We start from the raw sequence: 21942 nt of genomic DNA, 5'->3' as shown, positions 1-21942 counted from the left end.
AATTAGCGCATGTCATCAGGGGAATCGGGGCGGGTTCCCGCCCTCCAGCGGCGGTCATGGCTCGCTCCAGGGCTCCTGGGCGTCGTCGTCGGACACGCCCCGGAAGGCGCGGCGCTCCCGCTCCGGGTGGCGCGGCGGGGCGTCCGCCAGCCGCAGTACGGTGCCGTCGCGGCCCGCGACGACGGGGCGCGGGGAGCGGTCGGCCTTGGCACGGTACTGGGCGGCGTCGGCGAGCCGGAAGAGCCTGCGGGCGGTGCGGATCTGGCCGATCGGGTCCCCGGTGGAGGCGACTCCGCAGGCCACGCCCTCGCCGGGCTCCAACTCGGCCGCGCGTACGCAGAGTTCGCCGGCGACCCGGACCACGTCGTCGGCGGCGGGGCCGATGGAGAGCAGACAGAACTCGTCGCCGCCGAGACGGGCGGCGAGCGTGTCGGGGAGCATGGCTCCGCAGAGGGAGAGCACGGAGCCGAAGCGTTCGAGCAGCCGGTCGCCGACCGCGTGGCCGCAGGTGTCGTTGACCTGTTTGAGGCCGTTGAGGTCGCAGACGACGAGACTGACGACGGAGCCGTCGGCGCGGTGGCGCTCCAGGGCCTCGTCCAGCCGCATATCGACGGCGCGGCGGTTGGCGAGCCCGGTGAGGGGGTCGGTGAAGGCGAGCCTGCGGACTTCTTCGAGCCGCTCGGTCTGGGCGATGCCGGAGGCGACGACCGAGGCGATGACGGAGGCGAAGTCGGCGTCGTCGCGGCCGAAGACGGGGGCGCCGAGGGGCCGGGCGACGTACAGCTCCCCCCAGGCCCGCCCGTGCAGCACGATCGGCGCGACCACACAGCACCCCCGCCCCCGCCTGCGCAGGGCGGCGACCCGCCCGTCCGGGGGCGCGGAGGGGTGCCGGTACCGATGGGGCGCGGGGGAGGGGGCCTCCGGCCCGGGGGAGGTCCGGGGGTCCAGGGCTTGCCCGGACTCGGGGCCGGGCTCGGGGCCGGGCTCCGGACCGGACTCCGGGCCGGGCTCCGGGCCGGGCTCGGGCGAGGTCCCGGGCTCCGGACCGGGCTCGGGACACGGCTGGGGCTCCGCCCCTGTCGCGGAAGACGGCCCGGGCGTACGCGACGGCACAGCCCCCGGGGCAGGGCCGGACTCAGCCCCTGGGAGCACCCCGGGGCCGGACTCCGGCCCCAGGGACGCCCCGGGCTCAGCCCCCGGTACGGGGGACGGCCCGGTCTCCGCCCCCTGAGCGGGTGCGGGCGACGCCCCCGGGCCCGGACCACGCGGCGTTCCGGCCCCCGGGCCCGGACCACCCGACATTCCCGCCCCGGGGGTCTCCACCGACTCCACGGACTCCACCCAGGCGTCCGGCTCCCCGCCGCCCGCCCACCGCTCATGGAGAAACTCGGTGATCTCCGGGAAGCGGTTGACCGGGTAGGTCTCCGACTCCGGGAACTCCTCCTCGCCCGGAGCCCGCTCCCCCGCGTTCACCAGCACCTTCAGCCGTCCGAGCTCCCGCTCCCACACGGACAGCGCCGCGAAGGAACCGGCGAGCGCGGAGCACGCGCCCAGCGCGGCGGCCCGCCAGAACTCACGCGAGTTCTGCGCCGCCGCCATCGCCTGCGCCAGTGCCACCACGGCCCGCAGCCGCCGATCCTCAGCCATCAACCCAGCTTAGGGAGGTTTAGGCCGATTTGATCAGTTGGCGTGGGCCGGACCTCTCCGGTCTCCCCCGCCTCCCCCGTCTCCCCCGCTCACTCCCCGGGCCACTGGGGCTTCCGCTTCTCGTTGAAGGCCGCCACCCCCTCGGCCCGGTCGCCGGAGAAGGCGACCGAGCGCCAGGCCGCGTCCTCCACTTCGAGACCGGCGCGCAGATCGAGCCCCTGCCCCAGCCGCAGAGCGCGCTTGGCGGCGCGCAGCCCGACCGGCGAGTTCGCGGCGATACGGGCGGCGAGCGCCAGCGCGCCGGTGCGCGCGTCCTCGGCGAGCTCATCGACCAGCCCCAGCTCCCGGGCCTCCGCCGCCGCCACCCGGCGGGCGGTGAAGACCAGCTCGGCGGCGCGGGCCGCCCCCACCCTGCGCGGCAGCAGCTGGGTCCCGCCGCCGCCGGGGATGACCCCCACCGACACCTCGGGCAGCCCCACCACGGCGGTGGCGTCGGCGACGATCAGATCGCAGGCGAGCGCCAGCTCGAACCCGCCGCCGAGCGCGAAGCCGTGCAAGGCCGCGACGGTGGGCATCGGCAGCTCCAGGACCCCGGTGTAGGCGGCGCGGGCGGTGGGCCGCTGCCGCAGCAGCTCGGCGTCGGTGAAGGAGTTCCGCTCCTTCAGATCCGCGCCCACGCAGAAGGCCCGGTCGTGGGAGGAGGTCAGCACGGTGACCCGGACCCCGGGATCAGCGGCGAGCGCCGCGCAGGCCGCCGCGATGGAGCGGGCCATATCGGTCGACACGGCGTTCATGGCACGGGGACGGTCGAGCACCAGCTCGGCGATATGACCGTCCCGGCGGACGACGACGTACTCACCGAATCGCCGCTCTGAACCGGCCCTGGACTCGGACTCGGAACCGGACGCAGCGGACTCGGAACCGGACGCAGAGACGGACGGGGATGCGGACACGGGCTCGGACACGGAGAAACCCTCCCGGTTAACGACGGTTCACCGGATCATAGGCCCAGCCCCCGGCCCCGCCCAGGCCCCGTCCCCCACCGGCAGAGGCCGTCCGCGGGGAGGTCCTAGGAGCGGCGGGAGAGCAGCCAGGGCTCGACGACCCCGAGCCCGCGCACGGGCCGCTGCCACATCGGCTGGAGCGCGAAGCGGTACGAGGGCGCCGGCTCGCCCTCCTTCTCCGCCGCCGCGGCCTCCTCGGCCGCCTGGGTCTCCGACTCCGGTGCGTCCCCGGTGCGGACCAGCTCCTCCGCGAACGCCCCGTCCACCAGCACCGCGTCCTTCGGGGCTATCGAGGTCAGCCGGCTGGCCAGATTGACCGTGGTGCCGAAGACGTCCCCCATCCGCGTGGTGACCGTGCCGAAGGCGATGCCCACCCGGAGCGCGGGCATCATCTCGTCGTGCGTCATGGTGTCGATCAGCCGGAGGGCGATCTCCGCCGCCGTGCCCGCGTCGTCCGCCGCGTACAGCACCTCGTCGCCGAGCGTCTTGATCAGCCGGCCGCCGTGGGCGGCCACGAGATCCGCCGAGGTGGTCTCGAACGCCTCGACCAGCTCGCCGAGCTCCTCCTCTTCGAGGCGGCGCGTCAGCCGGGTGAACCCGACCAGGTCGGCGAAGCCCACGGCGAGCCGGCGGTCGACCATCTCCTCGTCGTCGGCCGCTTGGACGACCCGTCCGGTGGCCGCCGCGAGCTGACGCCGCCAGACATAGCGCAGAAACTCCTCCAGCTCCGGCAGCAGCAGCTCGATCAGCGGGTAGGTGACTTCCGTACGGGTCATCCCCGGCTCGGGCGGCTCGGTGAGCCCCTCCAGAAACGAGTCGATCTGCCATTCCGCCAGCCGGGCGGTCGTCTGGCCGGTCGAGCGCGCCACCTGGATCGCCATCGGCTCGCTGAGCAGACCCGCCTCGACCAGACCGGCGAGCCGCCGCAGCGCCAGCACATCCGCCTCGGTGAGCGCCCTGGCCTGGCCGATGTCGGCGAAGCCCATGGCCCGCCAGAAGCGGGACGCCAGCTCCATCGAGACCCCGGCGGTCCGCGCCGCCTGGAAGGGGGTGTAGCGGCGCTCCGCGCCCAGGATCAGGGCTTCGAGCCGGATGGCGAGGGGGTCGTCGGTGGGCTCCGCCGTGTGATCCACGGCGTGGTGGGGCGTCGGGTGCACCGACCCCCCGGCCCCTGGGGCGCCTGAAGGGCCCGAGGGCCTCGCGGACCCACCGGACACGCGGGCGCCGGAAGTGGTGTTGTCGCCGGTCACCAGCCGCCTCCTGCCCGTTCCCTGCGCACTGTCCTGCCGTTCTCGATCTGCCGCTCAATCGCCTCAACGATACGGCAGGTGTGCCCTAGCTCACGTCGCTGTCACCATTCGGGTTCATCGAAAGCACACCCCGCCGGGGGCCTGAGGGACGAGAACCCGAACGGACCATGCCCCCCTTGGGGAGGGGTCGCGCTCGCTTCGTACGACCGGGGGTCGCCGCGGCGGAGCTGGATCTCGTGTGCGAGCCGCCCCGCAGGGCGTCGGGCCCTTGTCGGGGGCCAGCCCCCGAACCCCCGCGCCTCAAACGCCGGCGAGGCTGAATTTGGCTCCCCGCTCCTCAATCCCCCCCAGACTTCGTCCGGGGGGACCCCCAAGGGGCTGGATTTTGCTCGCCTCAATCTCCCCGGCTCCCACGGGGCTGGGTGTGCCGGGGGCGGAGTGTGCGGGGTCCCGGGGTGCGGGGTCCGTCCTCAATCTCCCCCAGACTTCGTCCGGGGGGACCCCCAAGGGGCTGGGTTTGCTGAGGCTGCCCGGCACACGGTCCGGGCGGGGCGGTTTCGACTTTCATGGGAGGGGGCCGCGCAGGGGTGGTGCCGGGACGTAAAACGTGATTTTGTGGCGCAAAGGAGGCCCGCCATCAAACAGGGACTGGAAACGCGCCGTAAATCATGAGTCCCGGCACCACCCCGGAGCGGACCACGGACCCCAGCACACCACACCCACCCCACACCGAAGCACCCGAAGCAGACCCCGGACCTCAGCACACCACACCCAGCCCAGGCCCGAAGCCCCCGCACCCTCAAGCCCCCGCCCTCAGCCCCCCGGCCGCAGATGCACGATGTCCCCCGCGCTGATCGCCCGCCGTTCCCCGTCCGCGAGCCCCAGCACCAGCCGCCCGTCCCCGTCCAGCGCCAGCGCCTCCCCGGTCACCGCGCGCCCGCCCGGCAGCTCCGCCCGCACCGTGCGCCCCAGCGTCGCGCACCCCGCCGCGTACGCCTCCTGGATGCCCGAGGCCCCCGGGTCGCCGCCCGCCTCGCGCCACCGTCCGTACCACTGCTCCAGCGACCGCAGTACGGCTCTGACCAGCGGGTCACGGTCGGTCGACACCGCGTTCGCGAGGACGAGCGAGCCCGCGGCAGGCACCGGCAGCTCGTCCGCGCGCAGGGTGACGTTGACCCCGATGCCCACCACGACCGCGTCATCGCCCGCCCGCTCGGCGAGGATGCCCCCGGTCTTGCGCTCCTCGCCGTTCACCTTCACCAACAAGTCATTGGGCCATTTGAGGGACATGTCCACTCCGGCCGCCCGGCTCAGCCCGGTCGCGGCGGCGACCCCGGCGAGCAGCGGCAGCCAGCCCCAGCGCTCGACCGGCACCCCCGGTCCGGGCCGCAGCACCACGGAGAGGAAGATCCCGGAGCGCGGCGGCGCGGTCCAGACCCGGTCGAGCCGCCCCCGCCCGGCCGTCTGCTCCTCGGCGATGAGCACCGCGCCCTCGCCACGGGGCGTCGCGCGCACCAGGTCGGAGTTGGTGGACCCGGTGGCGGGTACGACTTCCAACGAGGTCCACAGCCCGCCCGGCCGCAGCAGGGCGCGGCGCAGCGCGGTGGTGTTGAGCGGCGGCCGGTCCAGGTCGGACCAGCGGTTCCCGGGCGCATTCTCTGGCGTCATGCAAGCCAGGTTAGGTGTGGCAAACGCCGCACTGCTGAAGAGTATCGGCGCGGATACGCTACGAGTCGGTAGCCCACCGCTCCGCCGTTTCGGCAGCCCGGCAGCCCGGTGCCCAGCGAGCCCGGTGTGCCCCCGTGTGTCCCGAGAGCCCCTCCGTACCGCAGCACCCGCGTACCGCAGCACCAGCCGCACCAGCCGCACCAGCCACTGTTCAACACATCAGCACATCAGCCAGCCGCACCGCAGCTCAGCCGCCGACGCGCGGCTGACCAGCCAGGGGAGCCGCATCCCGATGTCCGAGCCGGAACAGACCGACATCCACACCACCGCCGGGAAGATCGCGGATCTTCGGCGCCGCATCCAGGAGGCCACCCACGCCGGTTCCGGCCGCGCGGTGGAGAAGCAGCACGCCAAGGGCAAGCTGACCGCCCGTGAGCGGATCGATCTGCTGCTGGACGAGGGCTCGTTCGTCGAGCTGGACGAGCTCGCCCGGCACCGCTCCACCAGTTTCGGTCTGGAGAACACCCGCCCGTACGGGGACGGTGTGGTCACCGGTTACGGCACGGTCGACGGCCGCCCGGTCGCGGTCTTCTCCCAGGACTTCACGGTCTTCGGCGGCGCGCTCGGCGAGGTCTACGGCCAGAAGATCATCAAGGTGATGGACTTCGCGCTGCGGACGGGCTGTCCGGTCATCGGCATCAACGACTCCGGCGGCGCGCGGATCCAGGAGGGGGTGAGCGCGCTGGGCATGTACGGCGAGATCTTCCGCCGCAACACCCATGCTTCCGGCGTCATTCCGCAGATCTCCCTGGTCGTCGGCCCCTGCGCGGGCGGCGCGGTCTACTCTCCCGCGATCACCGACTTCACGGTGATGGTGGACCAGACCTCGCATATGTTCATCACGGGCCCCGATGTCATCAAGACGGTGACCGGCGAGGACGTGGGCTTCGAGGCGCTCGGCGGGGCACGCACCCACAACACGACCTCGGGTGTGGCCCATCATCTGGCCGGGGACGAGAAGGACGCGATCGAGTTCGTCACCTCGCTGCTCTCCTATCTCCCGTCGAACAATCTGTCCGAGCCGCCCGCCTTCCCCGAGGAGGCCGATCTCGCCCTCACCGCCGAGGACCTGGAGCTGGACTCGCTGATCCCGGACAGCGCGAACCAGCCGTATGACATGCACAGGGTCATCGAGCATGTGCTGGACGAGGGCGAGTTCCTGGAGACCCAGACGCTGTTCGCGCCGAACATCCTCACCGGCTTCGGGCGGGTGGAGGGGTTCCCGGTCGGGGTGGTCGCCAATCAGCCGATGCAGTTCGCGGGCTGCCTCGACATCAACGCCTCGGAGAAGGCCGCGCGGTTCGTCCGCACCTGCGACGCCTTCAACATCCCGGTGCTGACCTTCGTCGATGTGCCCGGCTTTCTGCCCGGCGTCGACCAGGAGTACGGGGGCATCATCCGCCGGGGCGCGAAGCTGATCTACGCCTATGCGGAGGCGACCGTCCCGCTCATCACGGTGATCACCCGTAAGGCGTTCGGCGGGGCTTATGACGTGATGGGGTCCAAGCATCTGGGCGCGGATCTCAACCTCGCCTGGCCGACCGCGCAGATCGCGGTGATGGGTGCGCAGGGCGCGGTGAACATCCTGCACCGCCGCACCATCGCGGCGGCCGACGATCAGGAGGCGGTGCGCGCCCAGCTGATCGAGGAGTACGAGGACGCTCTGCTCAATCCGTATACGGCGGCCGAGCGCGGCTATGTCGACGCGGTGATCCTGCCGTCGGACACCCGGGCGCAGATCGTGCGCGGGCTCCGCCAGCTGCGGACGAAGCGGGAGAGTCTGCCGCCGAAGAAGCACGGCAACATCCCGCTGTGAGCCAGGCTCTCCAGAAAGGCGAGGCAATGATCAGGGTCGTACGGGGAAACCCCACTCCCGAGGAGCTCGCCGCCGCTCTCGCGGTGGTCCGGGCGCGCGCCGCGGCGACGGCCGCGCAGGAGGGCGCCGCGCCGCCGCCCCCGCAGTGGTCGGACCCGGCGCGGATCGCCCGTTCCCGCAGCCCGCTGCCGGGCCCCCGGGCGTGGGCGCGTACCTTCTGGCCGGTTTAGGGTCCCGCGCGTGCCCGCCGGAGTGTGGCCTTGCTCGCACCGTGGTTGAGTACCCGTACTCAGGCGCGGCTGCGGCTCCGGCAGCACCATCGGAAGCATGTTGTGGTCGGATCCCGAGGACGAAGCCCCCGAGGAACTGCGCAAGGCGCAGGCGATGCTGCGCCGCGCGGGCCTGGTGCTGGCGCTCGCCATGGTCCTGGGCATGTGTGTGATCGGTCTGCGCTGAGCGCCGCCTACCATGGCGGCATGACCGCTCGAACCCGCCGCCTGGTACTCGCCTCAGCCTCCCCTGCCCGTCTCCGTCTGCTGCAAGCGGCGGGGTTCGCGCCCGAGGTGATCGTCAGCGGTGTCGACGAGGAAGCTCTGAGCGCCCCGACCCCCGCCGAGCTGGCGCTGGTGCTCGCCGAGGCCAAGGCGGCGGTCGTCGCCGCGCTCCCGGAGGCGGCCGACGCGCTGGTCATCGGCTGTGACTCGGTGCTCGAACTGGACGGCGAGGCCCTCGGCAAGCCCGCCGACGCGGAGGAGGCCACGGCCCGCTGGAAGGCGATGCGGGGCCGGTCCGGGGTGCTCCGCACCGGTCACTGCGTGACCGACACCGCCACCGGACGGGTCGCCTCCGCGACCGCGTCCACCACGGTCCGCTTCGGGGAGCCGACGGACGCGGAGATCGCCGCGTATGTGGCGAGCGGCGAGCCGCTCCATGTGGCGGGGGCGTTCACTCTGGACGGCCGCTCCGCGCCGTTCATCGACGGCATCGACGGCGACCCCGGCAATGTCATCGGTCTGTCGCAGCCGCTGCTCCGGGTGCTGCTGGCGGAGCTGGGCTACTCGGTCACCGACCTCTGGGCCTGACGCCCGCGGCTCACCGGCCAGGCCGGGCGAACCCGACTCGAACCGGCCGGGCGAACCCGACTCGAACCGACTCGCCCTGCCTCGGCGAACCGGACCGTCACCCTCCGGCCGCCTGACACCAACTGACACCAACTGACACCGTCTGACGCCAACCGATATGACGAAGTCCCACCCGATGTGACCAATTGACGCTCAGGCGGGCCGCGCCCCCCGCTCCGGGGCGGACTGTGCCGACTCCACACCCGGCCCGCCGGCCGCCCCCTTCCCGTACAGCACCAGAACGGCGATCACCACGCCCATCCCCACCATCAGCACCGCGAACGCCGGCCACCCCACCAGCCCCACCGTCACCGCAGCCAGCACCCCATGCGCCACCGCAGCTCCGGTCAGCAGCGCCCGGCCGAAGCGGCCCGGGGCCCGGTCCCGTACCCCCGCGAGCAGCGACACCAGCGCGCAGACCGACAGAAAGAGGCCGGAGACCGCGCCCAGCGTCCAGGTGGCCGTCACCATCGCGGCCGGATCGAGCCCGTCCAGCGACATGCTCTGACCGTCGACGAAGGCGGCGAGAATCCCGTTGATCACCACCATGCCGACCGCCTCCGTGAGCAGCACCAGCGCGGCCACCACGGCCATCGGCCTCCGTACCACCGAACCCGCCCCCAACCCTCGGTTACCGCCAGTAAGCGCGTCTCGCATCGCGCAGGCTACTCAGCGGTAGACCCCGGGACAAGGGTGCGCGTGAATCCGGACAGCCCCCGGGCCGCCCGGCCCTCTCCCCCATCGAAGCGACCGGTCGTTCGTAGAGACCCCACAAAGAAACACGTCAGCCCGCTGGGCTCATGAACAGAGACCTGCACCGCGCAACAGGGCTACTCTGCGGAGAGGAAACCCGTCATACCGTGATGCGACAAGGGATTTCGCGACGTGCGCGAGCCTCGGATCACGCTCCGTGTGGGCAAGCTCACCAATGGGGACGGGTCGTAAGGCCGTGTCGGTAGTCCCTAAACTCAGCTTGTTCCAAGGAGGGAGTCATCGTGCGCAAGGTGCTCATCGCCAATCGAGGCGAAATCGCTGTCCGCGTTGCCCGTGCCTGCCGGGATGCCGGGATCGCGAGCGTAGCCGTCTACGCCGACCCGGATCGTGACGCACTGCACGTCCGCGCCGCAGACGAGGCGTTCGCCCTGGGCGGTGACACTCCGGCCGCCAGCTATCTCGATATGGCCAAGGTGCTCCAGGCTGCCGCGGACTCCGGTGCGGACGCCGTCCACCCGGGTTACGGCTTTCTCTCCGAGAACGCCGAGTTCGCCCAGGCGGTCATCGACGCGGGTCTGACCTGGATCGGACCGCCGCCGTCCGCGATCCGGGACCTCGGCGACAAGGTCGCCGCCCGGCATATCGCCCAGCGGGCCGGCGCTCCCCTGGTCGCGGGCACCCCCGACCCGGTCTCCGGCGCCGACGAGGTCGTCGCCTTCGCCGAGGAGCACGGCCTGCCCATCGCGATCAAGGCCGCCTTCGGCGGCGGCGGGCGCGGTCTCAAGGTCGCGCGCACCCTGGAAGAGGTCCCGGAGCTGTACGACTCCGCCGTCCGTGAGGCCGTCGCCGCCTTCGGCCGCGGCGAGTGCTTCGTGGAGCGCTATCTCGACAAGCCCCGGCATGTGGAGACCCAGTGTCTGGCCGACCAGCACGGCAATGTGGTCGTCGTCTCCACCCGTGACTGCTCTCTCCAGCGCCGCCATCAGAAGCTGGTGGAGGAGGCCCCGGCCCCCTTCCTCTCGGACGCGCAGAACGCCGAGCTGTACGCGGCGTCCAAGGCCATCCTCAAGGAGGCCGGCTACGTCGGCGCGGGCACGGTCGAGTTCCTCGTCGGGCTCGACGGCACCATCTCCTTCCTTGAGGTCAACACCCGGCTCCAGGTCGAGCACCCGGTCACCGAAGAGGTCACCGGCATCGACCTCGTACGCGAGATGTTCCGGATCGCCGACGGGGAGGAACTGGGTTACGACGACCCGCCGGTGCGCGGCCATTCCTTCGAGTTCCGGATCAACGGCGAGGACCCGGGCCGCGGCTTTCTGCCCGCCCCCGGCACGGTCACGGTCTTCAACCCGCCGACCGGCCCCGGTGTCCGCCTCGACGCGGGCGTGGAGTCCGGCAGTGTGATCGGCCCGGCGTGGGACTCCCTCCTCGCCAAGCTGGTCATCACGGGCGCGAGCCGTGAGCAGGCGCTCCAGCGGGCCGCCCGCGCGCTGGACGAGTTCACCGTCGAGGGCATGGCCACCGCCATCCCCTTCCACCGCGCGGTCGTCGCCGACCCGGCGTTCACCAGCGACCCGTTCCGGATCCACACCCGCTGGATCGAGACCGAGTTCGTCAACGAGATCCCCGCCTTCGCCGCGCCCGCCGAGGCCGAGACCGACGACGAGCCCGGCCGTGAGACGGTCGTGGTCGAGGTCGGCGGCAAACGGCTGGAGGTCTCGCTGCCCTCCTCGCTCGGGATGACGCTGGCCCGCACCGGACTGGCCGCGGGCGCTCGCCCCAAGCGCCGGGCGGCCCGCAAGTCCGCCTCCGCCGCGTCCGGCGACACCCTCGCGTCGCCCATGCAGGGCACCATCGTGAAGATCGCGGTCGAGGAGGGCCAGGAGGTCCAGGAAGGCGATCTGATCGTCGTCCTGGAGGCGATGAAGATGGAGCAGCCCCTCAACGCTCACCGCGCGGGGACCGTGAAGGGCCTCAGCGCCGAGGTCGGCGCCTCCGTCTCGTCCGGCGCGACCATCTGCGAGATCAAGGACTGACACCGTCCGAGCGGCTCACCGGGCCCGCCGTCCTGTCATCGCACAGGAGGGCGGGCCCTTCGCCTGCCCCGCCTGCCCTGCCTGCCCCGGCCCTTCGCCTGCCCCGGCCTCCCCGGCCCTGCGCCCCGTAGCCCCCCCGTACAGCCCGCCCCGCCCCCTATACACCCCAGCGCCCTTCCCCCGTAGGGACTCTCTCCTGTACGGGCCTTCTTCTTCGGGGGCGGGCTCCCCGCGCCGGGGCGATGGCATCCTGTGACCCCGGCCGGAGAACGGACGGCCCCAGGAAGGACGGCACGATGGCGACCAGTACGGCGATGGGCTCGCCCCGCCCCATGCGGGCCGACGCCCGCCGCAACTACGAACGGCTGCTGACCGAGGCCCGTGCCGTCTTCGCCGAGCACGGCACCGATGCCTCGCTGGAGGAGATCGCCCGCCGCTCGGGCGTCGGCATCGGCACTCTGTACCGGCACTTCCCCAACCGCCAGGCCATGATGAACGCGGTCTTCCGGGAGGCGGCCGACTCCCTGCTGGAGTATTCGCACCGGCTGACCTGCGCGCCCCGCCCCTGCGAGGCGCTGATCGCCTGGCTGCGCGCTCTCATCAGCCATGCGAGCGAGTACCGGGGGCTGGCCCGCGCGCTGATGTCGGCCTCCCGGGACGAGAGTTCGGCGCTGTCCCAGTGCTGTGTACCGCTGTACGAGGCCGGGGAGACCCTGCTGGCCCGGGCGCGGGCGGCGGGTTCGGTGCGGGAGGACGTCTCCATCGGCGATCTGATGCAGCTGACCAACGCCATCGCCCTGGCCGCCGAACAGACTCCGGACGATCCGGAACTCCCCGACCGGCTGCTCGATCTCACTCTGAGAGGGCTGAGCTGACGCGGCGGCGCCGGGCTCCCTGAAGCTGGGGCGGCCCGTACGAGCACGACGGACGACGGCCTGCACAAGCACAACAACCGCCCGTACGAGTGCAACAACCGCCCCTGCGCACACAGTGGCGGCACGCCCCCCGTCACCCACCCACCCACCACCCACCCGCGCGGGCTCCGGCTCAGCGGCGGCGGAGGTCGGCCATCCGCGCGTTGCGCTCCACCGCTCCCGTCCCCGGTCCCTGCTCCAGCCCGCCCCCCGGGTTCAGCCGCTGGGGTCCCGGTCCGGCCCCGCCCCGGGTGCGGCGCTGCCCCGGGAGCGGCACATCACGGCGGGGCGGGCGGCCCGGGGCCGTATCCGCGTCGGCCGGGGGGACCGGCGCGGCCGAGGACGGGCCCGAGGCCCCGGCAGAGGCTCCGGTGCCCGCCACCGTGATCTGCACCCCCTGGTCGGCCAGGGCCTGGAGCTCTGTCGCCGCCCGGTCGTCGTGCGTCGGGGGCTCATCCGTCACCAGCCGGGTGATGACATCCGTGGGGACGGTCTGGAACATGGTGTCGGCGCCGAGCTTGGTGTGGTCGGCGAGCACCACCACCTCGGCGGCGGCCTGCACCAGCGCCCGGTCGACGCTCGCGGAGAGCATGTTGGAGGTCGAGAGACCGCGCTCGGCGGTCAGCCCGCTGCCGGAGAGAAAGGCCCGGGAGACCCGCAGCCCCTGGAGCGACTGCTCGGCCCCGCTGCCGACCAGCGCGTAGTTGGAGCCGCGCAGCGTCCCCCCGGTCATGACGACTTCGACCCGGTTGGCATGGGCGAGCGCCTGGGCGACGAGCAGCGAGTTGGTGACGACGGTCAGACCGGGCACCCGGGCGAGCCTGCGGGCCAGCTCCTGGGTGGTGGTCCCGGCGCCGACGACGATCGCCTCGCCCTCTTCGACGAGACCCGCGGCGAGGTCGGCGATCGCCGTCTTCTCCGCGGTGGCGGACAGCGACTGCTGCGGAAAGCCGGACTCCCGGGTGAAGCCGCCCGGCAGTACCGCACCGCCGTGCCGGAGGTCGAGGAGTCCTTCGGCCGCCAGCGCCCGCAAATCCCGCCGTACGGTCACTTCGGAGGTCTGGACGACGCGGGCGAGCTCACGGAGCGACACGGCTCCGTTGGCGCGCACCATTTCTAGGATCAATTGGCGACGTTCTGCAGCGAACACGAAACTGACAGTAACCTGAGCGGCCGATAGTTTTCAGCAGTATGCGCCGAATAACAAGTAATGCGCTCACCAAGGGGCTTCAAGTGGTATGAGCGCGCACACCAGTTGGCCATTAAACGATCACCGGACGAACCGGCGGACGAACCGGCGGATGAACCATGCGCCCGGCGCCCTGGGGATTCTTCCGATTTTCCACCCAGGGCTTCCGGACGTTCTCCCGCTCAGCCCTCGCCGGTCACCTTCCGGGTGTGCAACTGCCGCGCCACCTCGGCGATGGACCCCGAGAGCGACGGATAGACGGTGAACGCGTTGGCGATCTGCTCCACCGTCAGATTGTTGTCGACCGCGATCGAGATGGGGTGGATCAACTCGCTGGCGCGCGGTGCGACGACACAGCCGCCGACCACGATTCCGGTGCCCGGCCGACAGAAGATCTTGACGAAACCGTCGCGAATTCCCTGCATCTTCGCGCGGGGGTTACGCAGCAGCGGCAGCTTGACGACCCGGGCGTCGATCGTGCCCGCGTCCACGTCCGCCTGGCTGTAGCCGACGGTGGCGATCTCCGGATCGGTGAAGACATTGGACGAGACCGTCTTCAGATTCAGCGGGGTGACCGCGTCGCCGAGGAAGTGGTACATCGCGATCCGGCCCTGCATGGCGGCGACCGACGCCAGCGCGAAGATCCCGGTGACGTCACCGGCCGCGTACACCCCAGGAGCGCTGGTGCGGGAGACCTTGTCGGTCTGGATGTGGCCGGACTCCTTGAGACGTACGCCCGCCTCCTCCAGGCCCATGCCCGCGGTGTTCGGGATCGCGCCCACGGCCATCAGGCAGTGCGTGCCGGAGATGATCCGGCCGTCGGAGAGGGTGACCTCGACCCGGTCGCCGACGCGCTTGGCGGACTCGGCGCGCGAGCGGGCCATGACGTTCATGCCCCGGCGGCGGAAGACGTCCTCCAGGACGGCCGCGGCGTCCGGGTCCTCGCCGGGCAGCACCCGGTCGCGGGAGGAGACGAGGGTGACCCGGGAGCCGAGGGCCTGGTACGCCCCGGCGAACTCGGCGCCGGTGACGCCGGAGCCCACCACGATCAGTTCCTCGGGCAGCTCGTCCAGGTCGTAGACCTGGGTCCAGTTCAGGATGCGCTCGCCGTCGGGCAGGGCGTCGGGGATCTCGCGCGGGTGGCCGCCGGTGGCGATCAGGACGGCGTCGGCGGTCAGGGTCTCCTCGGTGCCGTCGGCGGCCCGCACGATCACCCGGCGGGAGCCGTCCATGGCCTGCCGTCCGTCCAGCCGGCCACGGCCGCGCATCACCCGGGCGCCGGCCCGGGTGACGGACGCGGTGATGTCGTGCGACTGGGCGAGGGCGAGCCGCTTGACCCGCCGGTTGACCTTGCCGAGGTCGACCCCGACGACCCGGGCGGCCTGCTCGATCGACGGGGTGTCGTCGGCGACGATGATGCCGAGCTCTTCGTACGACGAGTCGAAGGTGGTCATCACCTCGGCCGTCGCGATGAGGGTCTTGGAGGGCACACAGTCGGTGAGGACGGACGCGCCGCCGAGGCCGTCGCAGTCGACGACGGTCACCTCCGCGCCGAGTTGGGCGCCCACCAGGGCCGCCTCGTATCCGCCGGGTCCGCCGCCGATGATCACGATCCGGGTCACTGGGGTTACGCCTCGCGCTCTCGTTGCTGCCGGGTGGGCCGGGCGGGGGTCCCGCCGGCTGGTCCCACTGGGGGGCTGGAGTACGTACCCCATTGTCCCGCACGCTTCAACTTGTTCGCTCCCGGGGCCCGCATTCGTCATCCGGCCCGTGAGGGGCCCGGCGCGCGCCCGGGCGGCCCGGCTCCGCCCCGGGGTGACACATCACGCAAGGCGGCCACCCTCACCCCTCCCGTACCCTCAATCCCATGTCGCTCTACGCCGCGTACGCCGGCAACCTCGACGCGCGGCTGATGACCCGCCGCGCACCGCACTCTCCGCTGCGCGGCACGGGCTGGCTCAACGGCTGGCGGCTGACGTTCGGCGGCGAGCAGATGGGCTGGGAGGGGGCGCTGGCCACGATCGTGGAGGCCCCGCGCTCGCAGGTCTTCGTCGCCCTGTACGACATCGCTCCGATGGACGAGGACTCCATGGACCGCTGGGAGGGCGTCGGCCTGGACATCTACCGGCGGATGCGGGTGCGGGTGCACACGCTCGACGGCGAGGAGCCGGCCTGGGTCTACGTGCTGAACGGATACGAGGGCGGTCTGCCGTCGGCACGCTATCTCGGCGAGCTCGCCGACGCGGCGGACTCGGCGGGCGCCCCGCACGATTACGTGATGGAGCTGCGCCAGCGCCCCTGCTAGCCCGCTGCCCGTATCCGTACGCCTGCTAGCCCGCTGCCCGTATCCGTACGCCTGCCAGCTCGCCGCCCGTATCCGTACGCCTGCCAGCTCGCCGCCCGTATCCGTACGCCCGCACGCCACGCCGACACGCGGGCCCCTTACGACCGCACTCCCGTACGCCACACGGAGGCCCCGTATCCGTACGGCCGCACTCTTCTGTACGCAGCGGCGGAGCATTCGTCGGAAACGACAAGACAACGATCCGAGGACCGTGCGCCAGAGCATCTACGCGCGTAGGGAATCACCGGCTACCCTCATTCGCGTGAACGCACATGTGAACCCGGACCTCGACGGCGCTATCGCCGACCCCCACCAGACGGCCGGAGCCGCCGCCGCCCGTCTGCGCGAGCTGACCGGCGCCGAGACGCACGACGTAGCCCTGGTGATGGGCTCCGGCTGGGCGCCCGCCGTGGACGCGCTCGGCACGCCCGAGGCGGAGTTCCCGGTCACCGAGCTGCCCGGATTCCCGCCCCCGGCGGTCGCGGGCCACGGCGGCACGATCCGCTCCTACCGCATCGGCGACAAGCGGACCCTGGTCTTCCTGGGCCGTACGCACTACTACGAGGGCCGCGGCGTGGCCGCCGTCGCCCACGGGGTGCGCACCGCCGTCGCCGCGGGCTGCAAGACCGTGGTCCTCACCAACGGCTGCGGCGGTCTGCGCGAGGGCATGCGCCCCGGTCAGCCGGTGCTGATCAGCGACCACCTCAATCTCACCGCGACCTCCCCGATCATCGGCGCGAACTTCGTGGACCTCACCGACCTGTACTCCCCCCGGCTGCGGGCGCTGTGCAAGGAGGTCGACTCCTCGCTCGAAGAGGGCGTGTACGTCCAGTTCCCCGGCCCGCACTACGAGACGCCCGCCGAGATCAACATGGTCCGGGTGCTGGGCGGCGACCTGGTGGGCATGTCCACCGTGCTGGAGGCCATCGCGGCCCGTGAGGCGGGCGCCGAGGTGCTCGGCATCTCCCTGGTCACCAATCTGGCCGCGGGCCTGACGGGTGAGCCGCTCAACCACGAGGAAGTGCTCCAGGCGGGCCGGGACTCGGCGGCGCGGATGGGCGAGCTGCTGACGCGGGTGCTGGCCCGGCTCTGAGCGGGACCCTGCCGTGCCCCGAGGCACAGGGCACGGCAGAACGGGGCACGCGGAACGACCAATGGACACGAGAGGCGGAGTGACCGTGCAGCAGGACCTCATCACCCGGGCCCGGGCATGGCTGGCCGAGGACCCCGACCCTCAGACCCGCCAGGAGCTGGCCGGGCTGATCGAGGCGGGGGAGACGGCCGAGCTGGCCGCACGGTTCAGCGGGACGCTCCAGTTCGGCACCGCCGGACTCCGCGGGGAGCTGGGCGCGGGCCCGATGCGGATGAACCGCGCCGTGGTGATCCGCGCCGCCGCCGGCCTGGCCGCGTATCTCAAGGCCCAGGGGCACGGCGAGGGCCTGGTGGCGATCGGCTACGACGCCCGCCACAAGTCCGCCGACTTCGCCCGTGACACCGCGGCCGTGATGGTCGCCGCCGGACTGCGCGCCGCCGTGCTGCCGCGCCCGCTCCCCACCCCCGTACTGGCCTTCGCCATACGGCACTTGGGGGCCGTCGCCGGCGTGGAGGTCACCGCCAGCCACAATCCGCCGCGCGACAACGGCTACAAGGTCTATCTCGGCGACGGCTCCCAGATCGTGTCGCCCGCGGACGCGGAGATCGCCGCCGAGATCGACGCGATCCAGGCGCTGAACGACGTGCCCCGGGCCGAGAGCGGCTGGGAGACCCTCGGCGACGAGGTGCTGGGGGCGTATCTGGCGCGTACCGACGCGGTGCTGACCGCCGGCTCGCCGCGCACGGCCGAGGTCGTCTACACGGCGATGCACGGGGTCGGCAAGGATGTGCTGACGGCGGCCTTCGCCCGCGCGGGCTTCCCCGCGCCCGTCCTGGTGGCGGAGCAGGCGGAGCCCGATCCGGAGTTCCCGACGGTGGCGTTCCCGAACCCGGAGGAGCCGGGCGCGATGGATCTGGCGTTCGCGACTGCGCGCCGGACGCCGGGCACGGACCTGGTGATCGCCAACGACCCGGACGCGGACCGCTGCGCGGTCGCCGTCCGGGACGGCGGGGACTGGCGGATGCTCCGCGGCGACGAGGTCGGGGCGCTGCTGGCGGCCCATCTGGTCCGCACCGGCGCCCAGGGCGTCTTCGCGGAGTCGATCGTCTCCTCCTCGCTGCTGGGCCGGATCGCGGAGGCGGCCGGCCTGGAGTACGCGGAGACGCTGACGGGCTTCAAGTGGATCGCGCGCGTCGAGGGTCTGCGGTACGGGTACGAGGAGGCGCTCGGCTACTGCGTGGACCCGGAGGGCGTACGCGACAAGGACGGCATCACGGCGGCGCTGCTGATCACCGAGCTGGCGTCGGTCCTGAAGGAGGAGGGCCGCACGCTCACGGACCTCCTGGACGAGCTGGCCCTGGCGCACGGTCTGCACGCCACGGACCAGCTCTCGGTGCGGGTGCGGGATCTGGACGTCATCGCGAACGCGATGAGCGCCCTGCGCGCCCGGCCCCCGGTGGAGCTGGCGGGTCTGTCGGTGACCGGCGCCGAGGATCTGTCCCTGGGCACGGCCGGGCTGCCCCCGACGGACGGCCTGCGGTACCACCTCGACGGCGAGTTCCGCGCACGGGTGATCGTCCGCCCGAGCGGCACGGAGCCGAAGCTCAAGTGCTATCTGGAGGCGGTCGTCCCGGTACCGGACGCCGACGCCCTCCCGGCGGCGCGGGAGCAGGCGGCGGAGCTGCTGGCGGCCCTGAAGCGCGATCTGGCGTCGGCAGCGGGCATCTGACGCGGACGCCCGGATTCCTGTCCGGGTGCGGGCCTGCGGGCCGCACCCGGACGGGAATCCCGCCCTATGAGCCGTACGAGTGAATCTCGTACGGCTCCGATGCAGCTCGCCCCTCCCCCCGGGGCGGTCGGCGATGGTGGCCCGGTAGTGGATGCCGACCCCAGGAGCAGCTGCCGTTGTCCCGCGCCGCGACCGCTCATGCCTCCGTCCCCGCCTGCCGCCGTCCCCCGGACCCGGCGGGCGGCGCCCAGGGAGCGGCCGGCCGGGTGCTGCGCTCCCTGCGCCGGGCGGCCCCCGCCCTGGGCGCCTATCTCGCGGTACGGCTGTGCGGACTGCTCGTGCTGGCCCGGCTGGCGCATGCGAAGGGCCATGGGGTGTGGCCGACGCTGGCGACCTCGTGGGACTCGGACTGGTACCTGGGGATCGCCGCCCATGGCTACGCCGACGCGCTCGGCACCCGGGTCAACGACAACAACCTCGCCTTCTTCCCCCTCTACCCGCTGCTGGTGAAGGCGGTCGCGGCGCTCACCCCGGGCTCGCGGGCCTCGGTGGGGCTGCTGCTGGCGGTCGGCTGCTCGTTCCTGGCGGCGTGGGGTGTGTTCGCGGTGGGCGACCTGCTGTACGGACGGCGGACGGGGACGGTGCTCACGGTGTTGTGGGGCGTGCTGCCCGTGGCGGTCGTGCAGTGGATGGGGTACACGGAGTCGCTCTTCACCGCGCTCGCGGCGTGGTCGCTGTACGCGGTGCTGACCGGGCGCTGGGTGTGGGCGGGCGCGCTGGCGGGGCTGGCGGGACTGGCCCGCCCGACGGGGATCGCGGTGGCGGCGGCGGTCTCGCTCCCGGCGCTGCTGTCGTGCCGCCGGGGGGCCGGCCGCCTGGGCAGCCGGCTGACGGGCGCGTTGATCGCCCCCCTGGGCTGGCTGGCGTTCGTGGCGTGGGTGGGGCTGCGGGTGGGGCGTCCGGACGGCTACTTCGCGGTCCAGCGGCTCTGGAAGAACGAGTGGGACGGCGGCCGGGCGACCGTGCTGGAGCTGCGCCAGCAGCTGATCTACGAGAGCCGTCCGCCGCTGTTTCTGCTGATCGTCTCGGCGGTGCTGATCACCTCGGCCGTGCTGTACGTCCTGTGCGCGGCGGACCGTCAGCCGCTGCCGCTGCTGATCTTCACGGGGGTGCTGCTGCTGGTGGTGCTGGGCAGCGCGGGGGTGTACTTCCCCCGGGCCCGCTTCCTGCTGCCCGCCTTCCCGCTGCTGCTGCCGCCGGCCCGGGCGCTCGCGCTCCTGTGGGCACGGCGGCCGACGGCGGTGGCGGTGGTGCTGACGGCGGCGGCTGCGGTCTCGGCATGGGCGGGGGCGTACATGCTGCTGGTGTGGGAGGGCCCGCCGTGACGGGCTATCCGGCGGCGAGGAGGACCACGAGCAGGACGGCTCCGGCGACGGCGGGCGCGATGACCTCGTACGCCCAGCGGATCCGCACCTCGCCCTTGGCCTGGGGCCGGGGGGCGTTCAGCTCGGCGAGCATCCGCATCTCGCGGATGGCCTCATCGGCCTGGGCCATCTTCACCTCGGGCTCGCGATCGGACCCGACGGCGCGCTCGGCCTTCATCTGCTGCCGGGCGGCACGCTTGCGCTGGCGCAGCGATACGGGAAGGGCCCAGATCTGGTACTTGGCGCCGTCCTTGGTGTGGATCTCGCTGGAGTACCTGGCCTGGATGTCGTCGACGGTCGCCCAGGGCAGGGTGATGGTCCGGAGCGGGTTGCGGACGCGGACGCGGTCGTTGTGGACGAAGACGGCGGGTCGCACGGTGAAGGCGACGACGACCGGCACGACGAGCAGGACGGCGGCGACGGCGAACCAGGGCGTCCGCCCGTCCCCGCGCGCGACGGCGTCCCCGCCGAGCCAGAGGGTGAGGCCGAGCAGCAGTACGCCACCGGCCATCCCGGCGGGCGATCGGAAGACCCGATCGGCGTAGGAGGGCTCCACGGGCGACTGCGAGCTGGTCATACCTCTGATTCTGCCCCACCCACCCCCGAACCCCAGCCCCGGGCACCCGGCACCGCGGCCCGGCGGCCTCCTCTGTCGAAATCGATCCGTAGGAGGGCCGGACCTTACGCCCCGTCCCCCGCACGCAGCGCGAGCTCCTGGAATCCCCGCGCGAGCTCACGGGCCGTGGGCCTGTGTTCCGGTTCGATCACCAGACCCGACAGAAGCAGCTCCTCGAACTCCGGGAAGGCCCACGGCCTCGTGATGGAGAGATCGCGGCACTTGCCCTCGGCGAGTTCGGCCCGCAGCTCCGGCGTCGACTGCATCGTGTCCTTCTCACTGATCGGGTACACCCCCGTCCAGCAGGCGTAGAGCACCGCGCACAAGGACCAGACCTCCGACTGCGTCGTCAAGGTCAGGTGCTGCGTCCTGGGAGTGGCGAGCCTCTCCGCCGCGAGTTCGGGCGACATGAAGAAGTCGTACGCCCCTCGGTAGACGACCGAGGCCGAATCGATGTCCTGAGGCCGCTGAGCCAGGGCGAAGTCCAGAAGCCGTACGCCACTCCCACGGATCACGAAGTGCTCTTTCTGGAGGTCCCCGTGCCGCCAGCCACGGTCGTGGAGATCCGCCACAGCACCGGCCATCCCCGCCGCGAAAGCCGCTGCCGACCGCTCGCCCGCACCCCTGCGGAGATCAGCGAAGGCGGATGCGGCGCTGCGTCCGTCCAGCCACCGCAGCGCCAGCCAGCTTCCGGTACCTTCCGGCAGCCGCCCGTGACCGCGATACAGCCCGGTGACAATGCCCTCCGCCTGCAAGCCACGCAGCAGCTCGCCTTCCACCAGGGCCAGATCCTCTGAGCCGATGTGCCCCTGAGGATCACTGCATGGAGTAGTGACCTTCACAGCGAAGAGAGATCCGGCGCTGTCGGCGGCGCTCCAGAGCTCGGTGCCACGGCGCTCCAGAATCAGTTCGGGACTCCGGCGGAAGTCCTCGCCGAGGGCGACGGCGAGCACCTGCATGAGCTGTGAGTAACAGAGAGTCACGCAGGCGCTCCAGGAATGCGGTCTTGGCTACTGTGCCTGGCGAGTGTAGGCGGACACCTGGTGTGTGCTGGCAGCCTTCAGCCGACTGCCGGACCAGTCCGCGACAGGGTCTGCGTTCCGGCTTGTGCGACCGATTCACATCCAAGATCCACCGATCTATCCGGAAAGCCACGCCGACACCGACCCGAAGGGCACCGCTTCCCCCCTGGCACAACGGCCGGGAGGGTGCAGCCCGGCCCGGCACACGGTCCGGGCGGGGCGGTTTCGACCTGCATGGGAGGGGGCCGCGCCCCCAGCAGCCGGGCCGACCGTTCCCCCGCACCCAGGCTGGGCG

At 72.3% G+C, this 21942-nt stretch carries 18 protein-coding genes and 2 pseudogenes; 10 read left to right on the top strand and 10 right to left on the bottom strand.

What is annotated here, in order from left to right; genetic code table 11:
* Positions 1–54: 54 nt before the first annotated feature.
* From FF041_RS40530 to FF041_RS10805, 5 genes and pseudogenes are all read right to left on the bottom strand, one after another.
* Positions 55–864 (bottom strand): annotated as a pseudogene (locus FF041_RS40530) (diguanylate cyclase domain-containing protein); the annotation flags it as partial.
* A gap of 411 nt (positions 865–1275) precedes the next feature.
* Positions 1276–1647 (bottom strand): annotated as a pseudogene (locus tag FF041_RS10820) (diguanylate cyclase); the annotation flags it as partial.
* 89 nt (positions 1648–1736) lie between these two features.
* On the bottom strand, positions 1737–2474 hold the full coding sequence (locus FF041_RS10815; RefSeq protein ID WP_323391628.1) for an enoyl-CoA hydratase/isomerase family protein: 738 nt from the start codon (positions 2472–2474) through the stop codon (positions 1737–1739).
* 242 nt (positions 2475–2716) lie between these two features.
* On the bottom strand, positions 2717–3868 hold the full coding sequence (locus FF041_RS10810; RefSeq protein ID WP_323371070.1) for an adenylate/guanylate cyclase domain-containing protein: 1152 nt from the start codon (positions 3866–3868) through the stop codon (positions 2717–2719).
* An 846-nt stretch (positions 3869–4714) separates the two neighbouring features.
* The gene (locus tag FF041_RS10805; protein WP_153522401.1) at positions 4715–5569 is read right to left on the bottom strand and encodes a biotin--[acetyl-CoA-carboxylase] ligase; all 855 of its coding nucleotides are present in this window, start codon (positions 5567–5569) and stop codon (positions 4715–4717) included.
* Positions 5570–5861: 292 nt separating this feature from the next.
* Between FF041_RS10805 and FF041_RS10800 the strand changes: the two genes are divergently transcribed.
* The 4 genes from FF041_RS10800 to FF041_RS10790 all read left to right on the top strand — a co-directional run bounded on the left by FF041_RS10800 (position 5862) and on the right by FF041_RS10790 (position 8527).
* On the top strand, positions 5862–7445 hold the full coding sequence (locus FF041_RS10800) for an acyl-CoA carboxylase subunit beta (RefSeq protein WP_153522463.1): 1584 nt from the start codon (positions 5862–5864) through the stop codon (positions 7443–7445).
* Between the two features lie 26 nt (positions 7446–7471).
* A complete protein-coding gene (locus FF041_RS10795) occupies positions 7472–7675 on the top strand; it encodes an acyl-CoA carboxylase epsilon subunit (RefSeq protein WP_153522461.1) in 204 nt (67 codons plus the stop codon).
* Between the two features lie 97 nt (positions 7676–7772).
* Positions 7773–7901 (top strand): morphogenic membrane protein MmpB, encoded by a 129-nt coding sequence (mmpB, locus tag FF041_RS40035; protein ID WP_267131672.1) that lies wholly within the window; start codon positions 7773–7775, stop codon positions 7899–7901.
* A 20-nt stretch (positions 7902–7921) separates the two neighbouring features.
* Entirely contained in the window at positions 7922–8527 is a 606-nt protein-coding gene (locus FF041_RS10790) for a Maf family protein (RefSeq protein WP_153486107.1), read from the top strand.
* Positions 8528–8719: 192 nt separating this feature from the next.
* On the opposite strand, the gene FF041_RS10785 is transcribed toward FF041_RS10790, so the two are convergent.
* On the bottom strand, positions 8720–9160 hold the full coding sequence (locus FF041_RS10785; protein WP_153522400.1) for a hypothetical protein: 441 nt from the start codon (positions 9158–9160) through the stop codon (positions 8720–8722).
* Between the two features lie 401 nt (positions 9161–9561).
* On the opposite strand from FF041_RS10785, the gene FF041_RS10780 reads away from it, so the two are divergent.
* Positions 9562–11316: an acetyl/propionyl/methylcrotonyl-CoA carboxylase subunit alpha gene (locus tag FF041_RS10780; protein WP_323372211.1), complete on the top strand. Its 1755-nt coding sequence runs from the start codon at positions 9562–9564 to the stop codon at positions 11314–11316.
* A gap of 296 nt (positions 11317–11612) precedes the next feature.
* Complete coding sequence (locus FF041_RS10775) at positions 11613–12191, top strand: TetR/AcrR family transcriptional regulator (RefSeq protein ID WP_153486109.1); 579 nt, start codon at positions 11613–11615, stop codon at positions 12189–12191.
* 172 nt (positions 12192–12363) lie between these two features.
* Here the strand turns inward: FF041_RS10775 and FF041_RS10770 are convergent, their stop codons facing one another.
* Both FF041_RS10770 and FF041_RS10765 read right to left on the bottom strand, forming a co-directional pair.
* Positions 12364–13344 (bottom strand): DeoR/GlpR family DNA-binding transcription regulator, encoded by a 981-nt coding sequence (locus FF041_RS10770; protein WP_407698134.1) that lies wholly within the window; start codon positions 13342–13344, stop codon positions 12364–12366.
* 257 nt (positions 13345–13601) lie between these two features.
* Positions 13602–15041 carry an NAD(P)H-quinone dehydrogenase gene (locus FF041_RS10765; protein WP_323372213.1) on the bottom strand — a complete coding sequence of 480 codons (1440 nt, stop codon included), beginning with the start codon at positions 15039–15041 and terminating at the stop codon, positions 13602–13604.
* 245 nt (positions 15042–15286) lie between these two features.
* Here FF041_RS10765 and FF041_RS10760 point away from each other — a divergent pair, with 245 nt between their 5' ends.
* The 4 genes from FF041_RS10760 (at position 15287) to FF041_RS10745 (ending at position 19970) form a co-directional block, all read left to right on the top strand.
* Positions 15287–15724: a gamma-glutamylcyclotransferase gene (locus FF041_RS10760; protein WP_153522396.1), complete on the top strand. Its 438-nt coding sequence runs from the start codon at positions 15287–15289 to the stop codon at positions 15722–15724.
* A gap of 313 nt (positions 15725–16037) precedes the next feature.
* A complete protein-coding gene (locus tag FF041_RS10755) occupies positions 16038–16856 on the top strand; it encodes a purine-nucleoside phosphorylase (RefSeq protein ID WP_323391627.1) in 819 nt (272 codons plus the stop codon).
* Positions 16857–16917: 61 nt separating this feature from the next.
* Positions 16918–18585: a phospho-sugar mutase gene (locus tag FF041_RS10750; protein ID WP_153522394.1), complete on the top strand. Its 1668-nt coding sequence runs from the start codon at positions 16918–16920 to the stop codon at positions 18583–18585.
* Between the two features lie 176 nt (positions 18586–18761).
* Positions 18762–19970, top strand: a complete 1209-nt coding sequence (locus FF041_RS10745; RefSeq protein ID WP_153522392.1) for a hypothetical protein — start codon at positions 18762–18764, stop codon at positions 19968–19970.
* Positions 19971–19974: 4 nt separating this feature from the next.
* Here FF041_RS10745 and FF041_RS10740 read toward each other — a convergent pair whose 3' ends face one another.
* Complete coding sequence (locus tag FF041_RS10740) at positions 19975–20586, bottom strand: PH domain-containing protein (RefSeq protein ID WP_153522390.1); 612 nt, start codon at positions 20584–20586, stop codon at positions 19975–19977.
* A 104-nt stretch (positions 20587–20690) separates the two neighbouring features.
* Complete coding sequence (locus FF041_RS10735) at positions 20691–21608, bottom strand: protein kinase domain-containing protein (RefSeq protein ID WP_153522388.1); 918 nt, start codon at positions 21606–21608, stop codon at positions 20691–20693.
* Between the last annotated feature and the right edge of the window lie 334 nt (positions 21609–21942).

The sequence above is a fragment of the Streptomyces jumonjinensis genome (assembly GCF_009600885.1).
Classification (GTDB): Bacteria; Actinomycetota; Actinomycetes; order Streptomycetales; family Streptomycetaceae; genus Streptomyces; species Streptomyces jumonjinensis.
The sequence above is the reverse complement of the archived record's forward strand: the minus strand, read 5'-3'. Positions and strand labels throughout refer to the sequence as shown.

Coding starts and splice junctions, on each gene's coding strand:
- FF041_RS10760 (WP_153522396.1), top strand. CDS start 15,287: ATGTCGCTCTACGCCGCGTACGCCGGCAACCTCGACGCGCGGCTGATG.
- FF041_RS10775 (WP_153486109.1), top strand. CDS start 11,613: ATGGCGACCAGTACGGCGATGGGCTCGCCCCGCCCCATGCGGGCCGAC.
- FF041_RS10770 (WP_407698134.1), bottom strand. CDS start 13,344: ATGGTGCGCGCCAACGGAGCCGTGTCGCTCCGTGAGCTCGCCCGCGTC.
- FF041_RS10795 (WP_153522461.1), top strand. CDS start 7,472: ATGATCAGGGTCGTACGGGGAAACCCCACTCCCGAGGAGCTCGCCGCC.
- FF041_RS10805 (WP_153522401.1), bottom strand. CDS start 5,569: ATGACGCCAGAGAATGCGCCCGGGAACCGCTGGTCCGACCTGGACCGG.
- mmpB (WP_267131672.1), top strand. CDS start 7,773: ATGTTGTGGTCGGATCCCGAGGACGAAGCCCCCGAGGAACTGCGCAAG.
- FF041_RS10740 (WP_153522390.1), bottom strand. CDS start 20,586: ATGACCAGCTCGCAGTCGCCCGTGGAGCCCTCCTACGCCGATCGGGTC.
- FF041_RS10790 (WP_153486107.1), top strand. CDS start 7,922: ATGACCGCTCGAACCCGCCGCCTGGTACTCGCCTCAGCCTCCCCTGCC.
- FF041_RS10750 (WP_153522394.1), top strand. CDS start 16,918: ATGGACACGAGAGGCGGAGTGACCGTGCAGCAGGACCTCATCACCCGG.
- FF041_RS10785 (WP_153522400.1), bottom strand. CDS start 9,160: ATGGCCGTGGTGGCCGCGCTGGTGCTGCTCACGGAGGCGGTCGGCATG.
- FF041_RS10800 (WP_153522463.1), top strand. CDS start 5,862: ATGTCCGAGCCGGAACAGACCGACATCCACACCACCGCCGGGAAGATC.